Raw genomic sequence first — 14,781 nt, forward strand, 5'->3', positions numbered from 1 at the left:
ATCCATCTTCGCTCCACCCATTTATAACAATATAAACCCCTAAAACTACTGATCCATCAAAAGGAACGAACCATGAAAAAAGTATTTATCGGTCTGGCTATGGTGGCAGTACTCACAATTTCAGGTTGTGCCACCACACTCTCCAAACCGCGTACATTTGACCAATTAGGGCAGTTTTCAACCTACCCACTCAACGCTCAAACTTTCCGTGTTAGCTTTAAAGGCAATAGCAACATGAGCTTTGGCACAGCAGAAGAAATTACACTGGTAAAAGCAGCGCAAACTACCCTTTTAAATGGCTTTCAGTTTTTTAAAGTCATGAATGACCCGAGTAATCGTACCCAACTGCCCCCACGTCAAGCAGTGGTTTATCCAAATCAAAACTTCTATTATCCCTATAATTATGGCCGACATGGGGCATTCTATCCTCCATTCTATGACATGCCACAAGTGGTCACACTCGATCCAGTACAAGTGTCCTATACGATTGCATGTTTTAAAGACAAAAAATCTGCACCGAATGATGCTTTTGACGCTCGTCTGATTTTGCAGTCTTTAGGACAAAAATATGGCGTTAGTCCGACAGGACAGGTACTACAACCCCAGCCCGCTGAGGTAACATCATCAAAACAATAAAATCTTAGGAATTTGAATGCGTGATTCTGAACAAAGCATACCGAGTTTAAATAGAAGTAAACGTTTTGCCACAATCGCATTAATCGTTGCGATTGTGGCGTGGATTATTTTAATTATTGTTGCTAAATTAATGCCTGAATATGTTTGGTTTATTCATATTCTGATGTTGGGTGCAGAAGCTGGGGTTGTCGGTGGTTTAGCCGATTGGTATGCGATTACCGTATTATTTAGAAATCCTTTTGGCAAAATTCCGATTCCTCATTTTTTAAAAGATCATACTGAAATTATTCCACGCAACAAAGCCCGAATTGCAGAGTCGATGGGAAAGTTTGTTCAAGAAAACTTCCTCTCTCCACAAGTGGTTAAAAGAAGCTTGGCCGATACTGATCTAAGTTTAGCAATTGGCCAATGGCTGGCCAATCCAAGTAATAATAGCCAAGTTGTCGATGTCATTCAGCAGACTGTACCCAAAATTTTTGAATTTGTCGGACAGGAGCAAATTGGACGCTTTATTCAAAATAATAGTGTGCAATGGGCACGTAATACTCGAATGAATAGTCTGGCCAGCGAAATGCTACGGGCAGTTTTAGAAAATGACTTTCATCAAGATGTATTGCAGCGTGGCTTAGATATTGCACATGAATGGATGATGCAACATCCTGAAAAAACCCGCGAACTTACCCAAACTCTCTTTAAAGAACTTGGTGTATCACGATTAGCAAAAGGTGCAAGTTGGATTGGGATCGATGTTGAACAACGTACCATTGATTCTTTATTAGAAAAAGTCGAATCCATGCTGGCAGATTCTGAACATCCTATTCGTCAACAAATAGAAGCCGTCGCGCATCAGCTTATGCTAGAGCTTGCAGATAATAATAGCCATGCTAGCTTACGTTTGAATGAAAGTAAAAATGCTCTATTAGATAGTTCATCAGTCTTGAATTTTATTACAGGCGCGGTGGTCATTCTCTGTGATGCAGTTAAACAAGACTTGCTGAAAGCCAATTCTGGTATTGCTCTTAATTTACGTATTGCGATTCAACAAGTGGGTGAAAACTTAATCCAAAATCAAGCGGTACGTGAGCTTTTAAATGATCGTATGAGTGGTCTTGCGGTAAATTTAAGTGATCAATATAGTGAAAAAGTCATCCGTTTTATTAGTGAACGTATCCATGAATGGGACTCCCGTGAAATGATTGCTAAGATTGAAAATGAAGTTGGCGGGGACTTGCACATGATTCGAGTCAATGGTGTCGTGGTTGGTGCTTTTATTGGATTAACTTTAGGCGTAATTCGCGCAATTATTGATTTTGCGTTATAAGCTATAGTCATCACCACTTTTTCGTGTTTAGGTCATGATCGAAATCCACTCCAAACTCCCCGCGCAAGGTGTCACTATTTTTAGCATCATGACCGCGATGGCGCAACGCCTGAATGCACTCAATCTTGCGCAAGGATTTCCAGATTTTGCTGCACCTCCTGCATTATTAGATGCTTTAAGTAAAGCTACTCTAGAAGGCTATAATCAATATGCATCGGGTGATGGCTTACTCACCCTACGTGAACAAGTCGCCAATCTTTTTTTACAACGTGATCAGCTCACACTTGATCCAATAACAGAAATCACCATTACTCCGGGGGCTACGATCGGCATTTTTTGTGTGATTCAAGCCCTCATTCACGCTGATGATGAAGTTATTATCTTTGACCCCAGCTATGACAGTTATGCACCGAGTGTGCAATTGGCAGGTGGAAAAGCCATTCACATTGCGTTGGATTCAGATGACTTTTCGGTAGATTGGAATCAAGTTAAAGATGCTATTACAGATAAAACTCGAATGGTGATTGTGAATACCCCTCATAATCCGACAGGGGCAATCTGGTCACGTCAAGATTGGTTAAACCTGATTGCATTAATTCAAGATAAAAATATCATCGTCCTATCTGATGAAGTCTATGAACATCTCATTTATGACGGTGAAAAACATCTTTCAGCACTCACCTTTCCTGAACTCCGAGATCGAAGTTTTGTGGTCGGTTCTTTTGGAAAAACCTTTCATGTCACAGGTTGGAAAACTGGATATTGCATTGCATCTCCCCAGCTCATGAATGTTTTTCGCCAGATTTATCAATTTACCAACTTCTGTGGCGTTACGCCGATACAAATGGCACTTGCCAACTACATGCAACAACATCCTGAGCATATAACCGATTTATCTAGCTTCTACCAACGCAAACGTGATTTGTTTATTTCAGGATTAGAAAACTCAAAATTTCATGTAATCCCTTCCAAAGGCACATTTTTTCAAAACCTAGATTACAGCGTAATTCGTCCAGATTTAAATGATGTCGAAATGTGTAAATATCTAGCCGAAGAACATAAAGTTGTAGCGATTCCAGTCTCAGTTTTCTATCAACAAGCACCTAAAAATTTACGCTTAATTCGTTTTTGCTTTGCCAAAAAAGATGAAACTCTAATACAAGCCTGTAAAATTTTAAGCCAAGTATAAGCCCTATATTTACCCGCAAGAAAAAGCCTGAGTTACGCAAAGACTCAGGCTTTTTCATTCAGTTATATGCTACTGTGGCTAAAGAAATAAATGAAAAATGGACCATAATATAACAATGCCACCTCGTAAAAATTTACTGCATCATCCGCAATTTTGGAAAGCATTCTTAATCTTTCTGATGCCGCTTATTGCAACCAATATTTTGCAAAACTTATCTGGAACCATTAATACTGTTTTTGTTGGGCAGATGTTAGGCGTAGATGCCATTGCTGCGATTTCGGTCTTTTTCCCGATCCTTTTTTGTATGATGGCCTTCGTGATTGGCTTATCTGCAGGTGCAACGGTTCTGGTTGGACAAGCTTGGGGCGCACAAAATATTGAAAAAGTCCGCTGTGTAGTGGGTTCAACCCTATTTATGACATTAATTGGGGGGAGTGTAATTGCATTATTGGGAGTTGTTTTTGCACATAAAATCCTATTGTTTCTAGGTGTCGATCCTAAAGTCATGCATCTGTCTTTACCTTATGTACAGTGGATGCTTGCAGGAAGTCCATTATTATTTATTTATATTATTTACACCTCTATTTTACGCGGTGTCGGTGACAGCACTACCCCACTGATTGCTTCAGGACTGACCATTTTAATTGGCCTAATGGTCACTCCTGTATTGATTGCAGGTTATTTTGGCTTTCCGAAAATGGGAATTATTGCTCCTGCTATTGCCACCATTATTGGGTTCTTATCGGTCTTAGTTTTTCTATATTTTTATTTAAATAAAAAGCATCACCCCCTTAAACTAGATCGGGCTTTAATCGCACACATCAAGCATGATCCCGAACTCAGTCGTCTCATTTTAAAATTAGGCATTCCGACAGGGGTGCAAATGGTGACCAACTCTGTTGCAGGCTTAGTCATTATTGGTTTAGTCAATCAATATGGTTCGCATGCCACAGCAGCATATGGTGCAGTCAATCAAGTTCTAAATTATATTCAGTTTCCTGCTTTATCGATTTCAATCGCTGCCTCAATTTTTGCAGCACAAGCGATTGGTGCTGGAAAATCTGAACTTCTAAGTAAAGTCACCAAAACGGCCTTAACCATGAATATCGTGATTACTGGCAGTTTAGTTACGTTGGCTTATTTATTCTCTAAATATTTAATGGCTTTATTTATTACCGATCCAAGTGTGGTGATCTTAGGCCAACAGCTCTTATTCATTGTGTTGTGGTCGATTCTATTTTTTGGTGCGAGTGCTATTTTTGCATCGATCATGCGAGCCAGTGGTACCGTCAATGTCCCAATGTTGATTAATATTGCCGCCATTTTATTGATCGAACTCCCCTGTGCCTATTGGTTTAGTCATCGCTGGGGGCTACAAGGAATTTGGTATGCTTATGCCTTATCCTTTTTTAGCTTGTGTCTTTTACAAGGTAGCTATTATCAATTTGTATGGAAGAAAAAAACGGTTAAAGTACTTATTTAAAGAGGACAAAAACCTGCTTTCGCAGGTTTTTCTTTTTAAAAAAATTTAAAAACTAAAAGCTTATTTAGGCTCTAAACGTTTACTCATTTTGGTGGCAAAACCAGTAATTTTTTGATATCCAGTCGGTAAAATCCGTTGGATAAGATCTAAGCTTTTGGCATCATTCCCAATCAGTAAACGACGTTTATCTTTAAGTACAGCATCCAAAATTTGCTGTGCAGCTTCTTCAGCTGGCATACGTAATAATTTATTGAATGCTTTGGCTGATTTTTCAGGATTCATACCTAAAGAACGTAAACTATCATTCATACGTGCATCATTGGCAATATTGGTTCGAATTCCACCTGGATGCACACACAATGCACTGACGCCACAATTTTCCAAATCAAGTTCTTGGCGTAAAGACTCGGTGAAACCACGCACAGCAAACTTACTTGAGTTATAAGCGGACTGTGTTGGTTGCGCAGTTAAACCAAACAAACTTGAGGTATTGATAATGTGGCCTTCGCCTGTTTGTTTCAGGTAAGGTAAAAATTCTTTAGTACCATAAACCACACCCCAATAATTAATACCCATAATCCATTCTAAATCGTCGTAGCTCGCACCCTCGACAGTCGACCCTAGAGCAACACCTGCATTATTAAAAATCATATTCACTGAACCATGATTTTGTACGGTATCTTCAGCCCAAGCTTTAATTTGATCACGATCAGCCACATTGACCTTTTTACTGGTGACGCGTACCTGATACGGTTTAAGTAATTCAGCTGTTTCTGCTAGCCCTTTTTCATTCACATCACTAATAGATAAGTGACAACCTGCTTTAGCCAATAAAATTGCTAAATGCTGTCCCATACCTGAGCCTGCACCAGTAATTGCTGCAACTTTATTCTTAAAATTTTTCATTGAGTTTCCTTGTTTGAATTTTCCACACACAGTGATTTTTATTGTGTGGCTCACTTGATCACTATAAATTTGACAATACTTATTGTCAATATACTCAGCTTTTATTGATGTAAATTCAAACAAAAATATGAACATAGGTTTAAGCGACATTTATTGATAAAATATTGTCATTGGCACACCTTCATTGGCATAAATATACTATGACTAAACAAGATTTAACTCCTGATGCATCCGCAGCAAAAGCAATAAAAAAAGTGGCTAAAGAGCGTCAATTTAAAGGGATGTCCTTGTCTGAACGCAAACTGGCACGCCGACAAAAACTTATTGAGGCGGGTATAGAAGCCTATGGCACACATGGATTTTTTTCAGTGACGGTCAAAGATATCTGTAATGAAGCTAAACTGACTGAACGTTACTTCTATGAATCTTTTAAAAAAAGTGAAGAACTTTTTCAAACGATATTTTTACAATTAATTGAATCTTTACAACAAAATGTGATGCAAGCCGTGATGCAAGCTGCGCCTGACCCGCAAAATATGATTGATGCCGGTTTAAGCGCACTCTTTTCAATGTTAAAAAATGATCCACGTATGGCACGTATTATTTATATCGATGCAATGCTGGTACAAGAGCTGCATAATCACGCTACTATTCATGAAACCATGAGTCGTTTTGACCGTATGATTCATGCTTTTGTCATGCTGATGATGCCGCATATAAATCTGAATGAAAAACAAGTTTCACTAATTGCGACTGGCTTAAATGGCTATGTTACCCAAATTGCCATTCGTTGGGTCATGGGTGGATTTAGACTCTCATTCGATGAGGTTTTGCACTCTTGTAAGATTGTTTTCGCTTCTTTGCTCAAAAGCTTATCAGAAAAGGAAAAAAATAGCCCCAAATCAAATATTGTTATCAAATGATCTTCCACTTAATCTAGTAAGTTGAATTTAAAATATTTAATGGCCAAGTCTAGTCATATAAGATGTATATAGATGCGTGAAAATTGTCACAATTCATTGCAAAAATAAGTGAATCAGCCATTTTTGCAATGATACTGTCATAATTAATCTTTGTAATAAGCCTGTCATAAATATAAAACGGTAAAACCGTTCATACATAGGATATTGCGTTGTGAAAGATGACTATATTTTAATCGTCGATGACGAACTTCCGATCCGAGAAATGATCCATACATCATTGGACATGGCCGGATTTCAATGTTTACAAGCAGAAGATGCAAAACAAGCACATCAAATGATTGTCGATCAACGACCTGCATTAATTTTATTAGATTGGATGATGCCGGGTGGTGTCAGTGGCGTTGATTTATGTCGTCGTCTAAAACGAGATGAAAATCTTTCTGAAATCCCTGTGATTATGCTCACTGCTCGTGGCGAAGAAGACCATAAAGTCCAAGGGCTAGACGCTGGTGCAGATGACTATATGACTAAGCCATTTTCAACACGTGAATTGGTTTCTCGAATTAAAGCTGTATTACGTCGTGCCAATGCACTTAGTGGTGAAAAAGCGATTGATGCAAATGGCTTAATTCTTGATCCTGTCAGCCAACGTGTTAGTTTTAGTGACAAAATTTTAGAGATGGGCCCAACTGAATATCGCCTACTCGCTTTCTTTATGACCCATCCAGAACGAGCCTACACTCGCTCACAACTCCTCGATCAAGTATGGGGTGGTAACGTGTATATTGAGGATCGTACTATTGATGTCCATATTCGTCGTTTGCGTAAAGTACTTGAACCTTTTGGTGTAGACCGTTATGTTCAAACTGTTCGAGGTACTGGCTATCGTTTTTCGACCCGTGCCGATGTTGCCTTAGGTTAATTTTAGTTTATGTATGAACCCTACCCCACTCCCGATCTTGCTCGAGATCATAAAAAATTTCGCTATAGCAGTTTATGGACATTTGCCAAGCAAGATTTACGCCTCTTAATCTTTTTACTGGTTATCGGAGGCTTTATTGGTTTAGGGGTAGGATATTTTTGGGTTGGTCTGTGTATTGCCTTTTCGATCTTTTTTGCATTTCAGCTTCGCTCCTTGTATCTGGTCAATGAATGGATTTCCAATCGCCCTTATGAAGTTCCACCCAACTTAGATGGAATTTGGGGGGCATTACTCTTCAATGTCTATCGCGCACAACGCCAAGAACGAGTTGTGCAGGCTGAAATGGTGGGACTGATTGATCGTGCACAATCATCATTGGTGGCTTTGGCTGAAGCAGTCGTATTAACCGATGAATTACACCAAATTGAATGGTGGAATCCAGCAGCAGAAAGATTATTAGGCATTCAACCGTTAGATCGTGGACGTAATCTGCTAACGATTATTCGTCAGCCTAGTTTTATCGATTATTTTAATCATATTGATAAATCTCCAGACGGTATCAAAATAAAGTCCTCGGTTTTTGAGGAGCATTATGTACAAATAAAATTGACCCGATTTGGCAGTGAAAGTCGGCTATTGCTGGCCTACGATGTCACCCGTATTCATAATCTGGAACAAATGCGTAAAGATTTTGTCGATAATATTTCACATGAATTGCGGACACCTCTGACGGTGCTTAGTGGCTATATTGAAACCTTTACCGATCAAGAAGATTTAAATCCGCGTTGGAAACGTGCTTTTGACCAGATGCATTCACAAACACGAAGAATGAATGCACTAGTCAATGATTTATTATTGCTCTCCCGTTTAGAGGGCAATAAACAAATTGCCAAAAACCAAATTATTGAAATGCCAAGTTTGATGAATCAACTTTTTGATGATGCACAAGCCTATAACGTCGATTATGGTCATACTTTAAATTTAGAAATTGATAGTCATTGCGATTTAATTGGCTCAGACACAGAATTGGCCAGTGCTTTTAGTAATTTAATTACCAATGCAATTAAATATACCCCTAAAGGAGGGACGGTCACGATCGGGTGGCATGATGATGGCGAACATGGCTACTTCACTGTACAAGATACTGGGATTGGGATCGATCCAAAACATTTACCCCGTCTGACTGAACGTTTTTATCGTGTGGATAGTGCCCGCAGTCGTCAAACTGGCGGAACTGGTCTAGGCCTAGCTATTGTCAAACACGTGTTAATGCAGCATGCAGCCTATTTAGAAGTCGAATCGAAAGAGAATCAAGGTTCAACCTTTAAAGTCGTCTTTCCTAAAGAACGCCTTTATAACCCTGATGAAAGCTTAAATTCCTTTGAAATATAGAAAACTCTACAGGCTCTAAACACTAAAACAACCTATAAAAAAGCCCTGTTTCAACAGGGCTTTTTTCATTCTATAATACTAAACTACTGTACCTAAACGCTCACCCATGACGACCGTTGAATTGGCTTTGAATTGTGTATCCCATGCCATTTTATCCTGTTCAAATAAAATGATAGCCGTTGAACCCAAGTAAAAACGCCCCAGCTCATCGCCTTTTTTAAGTTTCATCTCATGATGATTTAACTCTAAACGACCCGATGGTTTCACTTTACCTGTTGCTACTGTTTCAATACCGGCCACAATCATAGCGCCGACTAAAACGACTGCCATACGACCCAATTCAGTATCAAATAAACAGACCATGCGTTCATTGCGTGCAAATAAACCCGGAATATTTTCCGCTGTGGTTTGATTGACTGAAAACAGTTCGCCTGGAATATACAACGTTTCCGTCAAGGTTCCTGCAAATGGCATATGCACACGATGATAATCCCGCGGTGATAAATATACTGTTGCAAACTCACCATTCTTAAAAGGTTCAGCCAGTTGCGGATCCCCAATTAGTTTTTCGACCGAAAAACTTTGCCCTTTGGCTTGAAAAACATCACCTTCTTGAACTAAACCAATTTGTGAAATCGCACCATCCGCGGGGCTGACAATACTACTTGGATCTGCATCAACTTCACGCACACCGTCTTTCAATGCGCGGGTAAAAAATTCATTAAATGATTTAAACTTCAAAGCATCCGTTTGTTGTGCGATAGATAAATCAATATCGTATTTGGCTTTGAATGCTTGAATCGCGACATTCTTAATCACTGGATGTTCACTGGCAGCAACTTTACCCACGACACGGCTCAGTTGTTGCTGTGGAATAACGCGTTGTGCTTGAATGAAAATTTGTTTTTTTAACTTGGATGTAAGACTCACGAAGGTGATTCTCCAGTAATAATTGGACTGTCAAGGCGATTGCCCCATTCGCTCCACGCACCATCATAAGCTTGGATATTCCAACCGAGTAATCGACCCACAATATAAGCCAATCCCGAACGGTGATGTGATTGACAATACACCACCACAGGCTGATCAAGTTGAAAACCCAATTGTTGTAAACGTTGTTGAGTGCGTTCTAAAGGCTGCAATTTTAAATGATTTTCACGATCAATTGCAGTACTCCATTCAAAATGAAGTGCGTTTGGAATGTGACCGCCGCGTCGCGCTGCAAGTCGTTGACCAGTATACTCATCTAGTGTACGACAATCCCAAAGCTGTATCGCCTGCTGTTGTACTTTTTCTAACAATTGCGGATATTTAATTCTATATTTTTGAATATCACTTAAGTTGGGTGAAATCAGGTTTGCGACTGGAACAACTGGATCAACATTCGATGTTGTCGGTAAACCTGCACCTAACCAAGCATGAATCCCACCATTTAACACACTGACTTTGTTAAAACCAAGACAATGCAAAGTCCAAATTAACCGCCCTGCCCATGCACCACCTTCATCGTCATACACCACTACATGCTGCTCAGGTGAAATATTCAACGCTTTGATAAGTGTATTTAAACCTTCTGCATCTGGCAGTAAACCCATTGCTTGCTCTTCTTGGCGCACCAACAAATTGGGTTTGAGATGAATTGCATGTGGTATATGCAGTTGCTCATAAACCGATCTTCGACTGAGATCGATAATACGTAACAACTCATGTCCTAAAAAAGGCCTAAGCTGATCAGTTTCAATCAATAACCCAAAGTTAAATACAGATGCTGTCATAATCTTTTTTCGAATTTTAGTCCATCAACTTGCGCAATCTTAACATAGTCATTTTTATCAGCATGCTAATTTCCTACATTCCTTTGCAAAAAATCAGCACTCAAATCACGAAAACTAAAGCTCTTCTTTAATCTCAAAAACCTGACGTAAGTACGCGAGAAATGTATCGTTATCAGTCATCGTTTTGCCAGGACTATCAGAAATTTTGGCCACAGACTGGCCATTACATTCCACCAATTTTAAAACGATATTCAGTGGCGTTTGCCCCATATCATTGGTTAAATTAGTGCCAATACCAAAACTGACTTGGAAACGATCTTTGAAGTATTGATACAAACTCCAAGCACGCTCTAAATCTAAACCATCACTAAACGTAAGCATTTTTGACTTAGTATCCACTTTCAATTTTTTGTAGTGCATAAAAGCTTTATCCCCCCACTCGAAAGGGTCTCCACTATCATGACGCAAACCATCAAACAACTTGGCAAAATACAAATCAAAATCACGTAGAAATGCATCCATTCCCACCACGTCTGTCAATGCAATGCCTAAATCACCCCGATATTCCTGCACCCAAGTTTCTAAAGCTGCTTTTTGGAAATCTCGCAAACGAACATCCAAGGCCTGAAAAGCTTGTAAGAATTCGTGTGCCATGGTGCCAATCGGAAAAATACCCAATTCTTTGGCAATTAACACATTGCTCGTCCCACGGAAAATAGTCGGTGCGACCTTATGAAAGGTTTGAATAATATGTTTTTGCCAAGCCAGACTATAACGACGGCGTGTGCCAAAATCGGAAACTAAAAAGGGTGGATCATTAGGATATTGTTGTTGTGTATATTGTTTTAACAATTGTACTTTTGCTTGCAGACGACGTTCACCTTCAGCGAGAACCTCATCGGAACGAATACGACGGAAATATAATTCATTGACAATGGCGAGTACAAAAATTTCAAACATCATCGCCTGAACCATCGGGCCTTCAACCCAAATATCCAAACGACCTTCGGTATCAATCCCCGCTTTAATAAAGCGACGTTTAAGTTGGAATAACTCTAAATAATCAACAAAATCACTTTTAATAAAGCGCATGCTGCGTAAATAAATTAGTTCATCTTCTTTAAAGCTTAGCTGACACAGAAAATCAAGTTGCTCATTTAAATCATCTAAAATATCAGTCAATGGATAAACCGTATCATCCAAATTGCGGCAACGAAAATGATAAACACTATGCGTTTGTGGAAATTTATGAAGTACCACTTGCAGCATTGTAAATTTATACAAGTCGGTATCGAGTAAAGATTGAATGATTGGTTGCATAGCAGACCCATTAAGAAGTTCTTTTATCACGATAAAAGGTTAATTGACTCTTACAAACCCAAAAGATGTGATTTATCAGATTTTTATCATTTTAACAAAAAACTATCGATTGAACCGTAAAGAGATCATCTTTTTTATCCAGACTCAAAAAATATTAACATATTATTATCATTTAATTATTATTAAATATTTTTTTATATACAAATATTGCAATAAAATTAATTTTTAATTAACATCATTTGTAATGAAAACAGCATTTTATTGGCAAGCTATACAATAGAATTAAGCTTTTTATTGGTTCTTAAATCCAAAAATTATGTACTTACTCACAAAAAAGGAATTGCACCATGGCTAAACTTAGCTTGGATCCTCTGAATGATATTGACGGTTTCGTAGTTGCCGCACTAGTAGACAGTACCAGTGGTTTAGCACTCGCAACAATGGGTTCAGGTATTGACTTAGAGCTTGCTGCTGCGGGGAATACAGAAGTAATTCGTTCAAAACGTAAAGTGGCAAAAGCACTTAATCTCAATGATCGAATTGAAGATATTTTGATTACACTGGGTAAGCAATATCATATATTACGTCCATTAGATCGTAATGAAGATCTTTTTCTTTATTTGGTTTTAGATCGTCAAAAATCAAATCTAGCGATGGCGCGTCACGAGTTAAAAGCGTTTGAAAAAGAATTAGATTTTTCTTAAGTTACACATAAAAAACTGTCCTCGCGTTAATCTAGGACAGTTTTTTATCTCGATCAGTTACAACTTAGCCAACTTAAATCATTAACATATTTTGACTCAATCTTATGAGATTGTAGGGTACAAGCTATTCATCTGGGGTTGATTTATCTAAATTAGATGAATTCATTTTTGTGGCATATTCCACACCATGGGTCTGTAAATAATCACGAATCAATTGTCGAACGACTTGTGATGGTTTTAAGTCTTGTCGATAACATAATTCTTCAAATGCTTGTTTTTTAATTGGATCAATCAAAATAGTCAATCGTGCTGTTTTATTTTCCATACCTTTCACCCATCACCAAATGATCATATTATTATCATATTATTATCATTAAATATTATCAAGATCTGCTTCAAAGGTCAGACGCTTTTAAGTCAGTTTATTATCATCTTTCATATAAAACTAGCATAATAAGAAAGAGATAGAAAACCATATTTTAATGATGTGTTTTATTTTGCTTAGCTCTAAAGGTAATGCCTCAGACCTAAGCTTTTGATCAGCTGCTTTGCTAAACTGGTATAAAGCTAAATTGAAGGTGTAAGTATCAAATATGCGGGCATTATTACAAAGAGTTCTAGAAGCCAAAGTAGTTGTAGATGGTGAAATTATAGGACAAATTGAAAAAGGCGTTTTAGTTTTTCTTGGCCTAGCGAAAGATGATAACTTAGATAAAGGTAAAAAACTGATTGATAAAATTTTAAAATATCGTTTTTTCGATGATGAACAAGGTAAAATGGGTTGGAATATCAGCCAAGCTCATGGTGGGCTTTTATTGGTGTCACAATTTACCCTCATGGCACAGACTCAGAAAGGTTTACGTCCTGATTTTGCTCCAGCCATGCCACCCGCTGAAGCGAAAGAATTATATGAACAACTTGTTGGTTATGCTCAATCTCAATTTGAACGAGTACAAACGGGTATTTTTGCAGCAGATATGCAAGTCCATTTGGTGAATGATGGGCCGGTCACTTTTAATTTAGAAGTCGAATAATCAATCGTAGCAATGCATAAATAAAAAGCCTATTACAATGAATAGGCTTTTTATTCTAGAGATGCTCTAAAACAACTTAACGACCAGTTTTTTCTTTTAAAAATTGACGTGCTATTTTAATTTTATCTTTCACTGGCTTTGGTACTTTTGGTGGAATTAATTTCGCAACTTGGTTAAACCAAACCAACAAACTAAAGTCACCTTCCATTTTAATGCTGCCTTCTTGCATTCCAGTCATGAATGCCGTTGGGTCACCTTTAATCAGTGTTTTTACACCTTGCTCGCTATCTGCAAATTGTAAAATAAAATCTGCTTGCTCAGGACAACCTGAAACGGTATCAATCTGACCATTATTTACAATGATTTGACGTGCAACACCTAAATCCGTCCCAATTTGAATACGAAACTGACGATCATGAGTCAATTCGATGAATTTAGGACTGGTACGCGTCAATTGCTTCATACGAAGTGCAAGTCCCAATACCAAAAGATCAAGCGGATCCGTACTTGCATCGACGATAGGTAATTTCACCACTGGAATTGAAGAAAATTTCATGACATTTAAGCCTGTTGTTTTAATATAAAATTGAATCCGCCCATCCTAGCATAACTTATTATTTTTAGAACAAAGCTTTGTATAACAAAATATGAAAAAGGCATAAGACTAAATAAGCCCTGTCAAAATTAGGCTAAATTTTAAAAAATGCACGAGATTACTAACTTATTATTCATCTTCATAAACTGGCGTATGCTCTATATATTGTCGATTTTCCAAGGCTTTCTGAGCACGGCTATCTTCTCTTAATAAAAATACAGTTAAAGCCAGCATTGCTAAACTTAATGCACTTAAATAACTATAAGTCACGGATAAAGCCAAAATGTTTTGTACGCTGAATCTAATCGCTTCTAAAATTCCCCAGAACAACATACCTGCACACATAAATCCTAACCAATGACGGTAAGGGGAAAAGAAAACAGTTATTAACGCGACAGCAATCAGTCCAAAACCGATTAATGCTGCAAAAGTCGCTGTTACCATAAAAACCTCCGTCTATTCAGTGTATCTCTCATACTAGCTTTAATCGTGTTTTATAACACCGTTTAAGCTTATTTATGGAATTATATAAAAGCTTCTGTAATGCATTATGGATAGTTTTAAGCAGAAAAAAAGTCTTG

Annotated in this window: 16 protein-coding genes; 9 read left to right on the plus strand and 7 right to left on the minus strand. The window is 38.1% G+C overall.

Going from position 1 to position 14,781, the window contains the following annotated elements:
* The first annotated feature begins 72 nt into the window (after positions 1-72).
* From B9T27_RS02190 to B9T27_RS02205, 4 genes are all read left to right on the plus strand, one after another.
* Positions 73-636 (plus strand): CC0125/CC1285 family lipoprotein, encoded by a 564-nt coding sequence (locus B9T27_RS02190; RefSeq protein ID WP_086205215.1) that lies wholly within the window; start codon positions 73-75, stop codon positions 634-636.
* Between the two features lie 16 nt (positions 637-652).
* Positions 653-1,957 (plus strand): DUF445 domain-containing protein, encoded by a 1,305-nt coding sequence (locus tag B9T27_RS02195; protein ID WP_086205216.1) that lies wholly within the window; start codon positions 653-655, stop codon positions 1,955-1,957.
* A 34-nt stretch (positions 1,958-1,991) separates the two neighbouring features.
* Entirely contained in the window at positions 1,992-3,146 is a 1,155-nt protein-coding gene (locus tag B9T27_RS02200) for a methionine aminotransferase (RefSeq protein WP_086205217.1), read from the plus strand.
* A 115-nt stretch (positions 3,147-3,261) separates the two neighbouring features.
* Positions 3,262-4,629, plus strand: a complete 1,368-nt coding sequence (locus tag B9T27_RS02205) for an MATE family efflux transporter (RefSeq protein WP_086205218.1) — start codon at positions 3,262-3,264, stop codon at positions 4,627-4,629.
* A 60-nt stretch (positions 4,630-4,689) separates the two neighbouring features.
* On the opposite strand, the gene B9T27_RS02210 is transcribed toward B9T27_RS02205, so the two are convergent.
* On the minus strand, positions 4,690-5,535 hold the full coding sequence (locus B9T27_RS02210; protein WP_086205219.1) for an SDR family NAD(P)-dependent oxidoreductase: 846 nt from the start codon (positions 5,533-5,535) through the stop codon (positions 4,690-4,692).
* A 200-nt stretch (positions 5,536-5,735) separates the two neighbouring features.
* Here B9T27_RS02210 and B9T27_RS02215 point away from each other — a divergent pair, with 200 nt between their 5' ends.
* The 3 genes from B9T27_RS02215 to phoR all read left to right on the plus strand — a co-directional run bounded on the left by B9T27_RS02215 (position 5,736) and on the right by phoR (position 8,772).
* On the plus strand, positions 5,736-6,458 hold the full coding sequence (locus B9T27_RS02215) for a TetR/AcrR family transcriptional regulator (protein ID WP_086205220.1): 723 nt from the start codon (positions 5,736-5,738) through the stop codon (positions 6,456-6,458).
* A 211-nt stretch (positions 6,459-6,669) separates the two neighbouring features.
* Positions 6,670-7,380 carry a phosphate regulon transcriptional regulator PhoB gene (phoB, locus tag B9T27_RS02220; RefSeq protein WP_086204248.1) on the plus strand — a complete coding sequence of 237 codons (711 nt, stop codon included), beginning with the start codon at positions 6,670-6,672 and terminating at the stop codon, positions 7,378-7,380.
* Positions 7,381-7,389: 9 nt separating this feature from the next.
* Positions 7,390-8,772: a phosphate regulon sensor histidine kinase PhoR gene (phoR, locus tag B9T27_RS02225; protein ID WP_086205221.1), complete on the plus strand. Its 1,383-nt coding sequence runs from the start codon at positions 7,390-7,392 to the stop codon at positions 8,770-8,772.
* A gap of 78 nt (positions 8,773-8,850) precedes the next feature.
* Here the strand turns inward: phoR and asd are convergent, their stop codons facing one another.
* The 3 genes from asd to pncB all read right to left on the minus strand — a co-directional run bounded on the left by asd (position 8,851) and on the right by pncB (position 11,867).
* On the minus strand, positions 8,851-9,702 hold the full coding sequence (gene asd / locus B9T27_RS02230) for an archaetidylserine decarboxylase (RefSeq protein WP_086205222.1): 852 nt from the start codon (positions 9,700-9,702) through the stop codon (positions 8,851-8,853).
* Complete coding sequence (locus B9T27_RS02235; protein WP_086205223.1) at positions 9,699-10,547, minus strand: sulfurtransferase; 849 nt, start codon at positions 10,545-10,547, stop codon at positions 9,699-9,701. The genes asd and B9T27_RS02235 overlap by 4 nt, the downstream gene beginning before the upstream one ends.
* 114 nt (positions 10,548-10,661) lie before the next feature.
* Positions 10,662-11,867: a nicotinate phosphoribosyltransferase gene (gene pncB, locus B9T27_RS02240; protein WP_086205224.1), complete on the minus strand. Its 1,206-nt coding sequence runs from the start codon at positions 11,865-11,867 to the stop codon at positions 10,662-10,664.
* A gap of 347 nt (positions 11,868-12,214) precedes the next feature.
* On the opposite strand from pncB, the gene B9T27_RS02245 reads away from it, so the two are divergent.
* Positions 12,215-12,571 (plus strand): hypothetical protein, encoded by a 357-nt coding sequence (locus tag B9T27_RS02245; protein ID WP_086205225.1) that lies wholly within the window; start codon positions 12,215-12,217, stop codon positions 12,569-12,571.
* Between the two features lie 124 nt (positions 12,572-12,695).
* Here B9T27_RS02245 and B9T27_RS02250 read toward each other — a convergent pair whose 3' ends face one another.
* A complete protein-coding gene (locus tag B9T27_RS02250; protein WP_086205226.1) occupies positions 12,696-12,896 on the minus strand; it encodes a CopG family transcriptional regulator in 201 nt (66 codons plus the stop codon).
* Between the two features lie 268 nt (positions 12,897-13,164).
* On the opposite strand from B9T27_RS02250, the gene dtd reads away from it, so the two are divergent.
* Positions 13,165-13,605, plus strand: a complete 441-nt coding sequence (gene dtd / locus B9T27_RS02255; RefSeq protein WP_086205227.1) for a D-aminoacyl-tRNA deacylase — start codon at positions 13,165-13,167, stop codon at positions 13,603-13,605.
* Between the two features lie 76 nt (positions 13,606-13,681).
* Here dtd and B9T27_RS02260 read toward each other — a convergent pair whose 3' ends face one another.
* Complete coding sequence (locus B9T27_RS02260; protein ID WP_086205228.1) at positions 13,682-14,161, minus strand: SCP-2 sterol transfer family protein; 480 nt, start codon at positions 14,159-14,161, stop codon at positions 13,682-13,684.
* A gap of 168 nt (positions 14,162-14,329) precedes the next feature.
* The gene (gene aciT / locus B9T27_RS02265) at positions 14,330-14,644 is read right to left on the minus strand and encodes a ciprofloxacin tolerance protein AciT (RefSeq protein ID WP_086205229.1); all 315 of its coding nucleotides are present in this window, start codon (positions 14,642-14,644) and stop codon (positions 14,330-14,332) included.
* Between the last annotated feature and the right edge of the window lie 137 nt (positions 14,645-14,781).

Source organism: Acinetobacter sp. ANC 4648, from assembly GCF_002135345.1.
Lineage (GTDB): Bacteria > Pseudomonadota > Gammaproteobacteria > Pseudomonadales > Moraxellaceae > Acinetobacter.